At 53.2% G+C, this 1,221-nt stretch carries 1 protein-coding gene; it reads right to left on the bottom strand.

Annotation, left to right across the window (positions count from 1 at the left end):
• Window positions 1-280: 280 nt before the first annotated feature.
• The coding region (locus AB1500_13180) for a hypothetical protein (GenBank protein MEW6184099.1) at window positions 281-1,221 on the bottom strand (941 nt) is incomplete at its 5' end.

Raw genomic sequence — 1,221 nt, 5'->3', positions numbered from 1 at the left:
GATTGGTCATGCCCGGCTGTCCTGCCGGACACCCGGCGGGCCGGTGCCAATCCGCTCCCGGCGGATTGGTCCGGCAATCCATGCCGGAATGACGACCAACCCAATTTCGACAAAGCCCCACTCCAGGGTTTGTCAAACTTTGCGAGTCCCCCGGCTAAGCCGGGGGCTTTCCCGCGATAAATAAATGTGCTTTGTTTAATAACAGCCCCCGCGATAGGTGTCGAGGATTGGCCGCGGCGTCGTTGTTATTGATTAGCACGCCCAGGACCGGGACGAAGGCTTATTTTTCAGGACGGTATGGGTAAGGTATTACAGCCCTATCTCGTTGAGACCGGCGCACGAAATCATCCTTAATATTAACAGGGCAGGCAGGGATTCCTATCTCCATCATCACCATGCGGGTAGAGACTTCGACGTCGACCAGAAATCCGGAGGGCATTATTTTCCGAGCCTCGCTATCCGCCACTCGCCACATCCACTGCGCGAGTGGCTGAAACGTAGCCCGGCTCATAGGTGTCAATGGCCCCAGTCCCTCGAAACCGACACAACCAAACCCACTCCGGAAATGCGGCCGGCGAATCTCGTACTCCCATCCCGCATTGTTCAAGCTTGAGCCGGCGATACTACGGATCGCGACGTCGGGGATGTCGTAGGTGAAGGTCTTATTTAAAGTCAAACCAAAGGTCAACTCCGCGCCCAACTTAAGTTCGCATTTCACGTTATCAACAGCTTCTTTAGGTTTATCTTTCTTTTCGGGAAGACACAAGACACTCCCGCTCAACTTACCGCCCAGATCCCATTTCACGCCGCTGGAAACCTCCTTTTCTCCGCCAGTCGTGGTTTGGGGGCTGGATTGGTGGAGAAACAGCTCTTTCTCTCTAAGAAAGTCTATGACATAAGTGTTGAGCCGGTAATAGTCTGTGAACACTCCGCGCATCCTGTGATTGGGATCCGGATTCTTCGCATCTTCTTCAATCATGTTACTTGCCGCCAAAGTTCCTTTTTGGCGAACGTAAAACCAGTCTTCGTCCGTGAGGGCGTTATAGACACTCCAGACATTCGTGGTAATTTGGTGAACATTTTTTAAAAAAGTAAACACCGAGCGGGACTCGGTGGAGCGGATCACGTCTTCCATATCCTTGAATTTATCGTCCGTCACGCCCTCGGTGCGGAGAGGCTGCGCGACGGTATCGCGGTCCGCATCCGCTTTCAACCATTCCA

Source organism: Bacillota bacterium (genome assembly GCA_040755295.1).
Lineage (GTDB): Bacteria > Bacillota > Desulfotomaculia > Desulfotomaculales > Ammonificaceae > SURF-55.
Note: the sequence above shows the minus strand (reverse complement) of the source record. Positions and strands in the feature narration are given on the sequence as shown.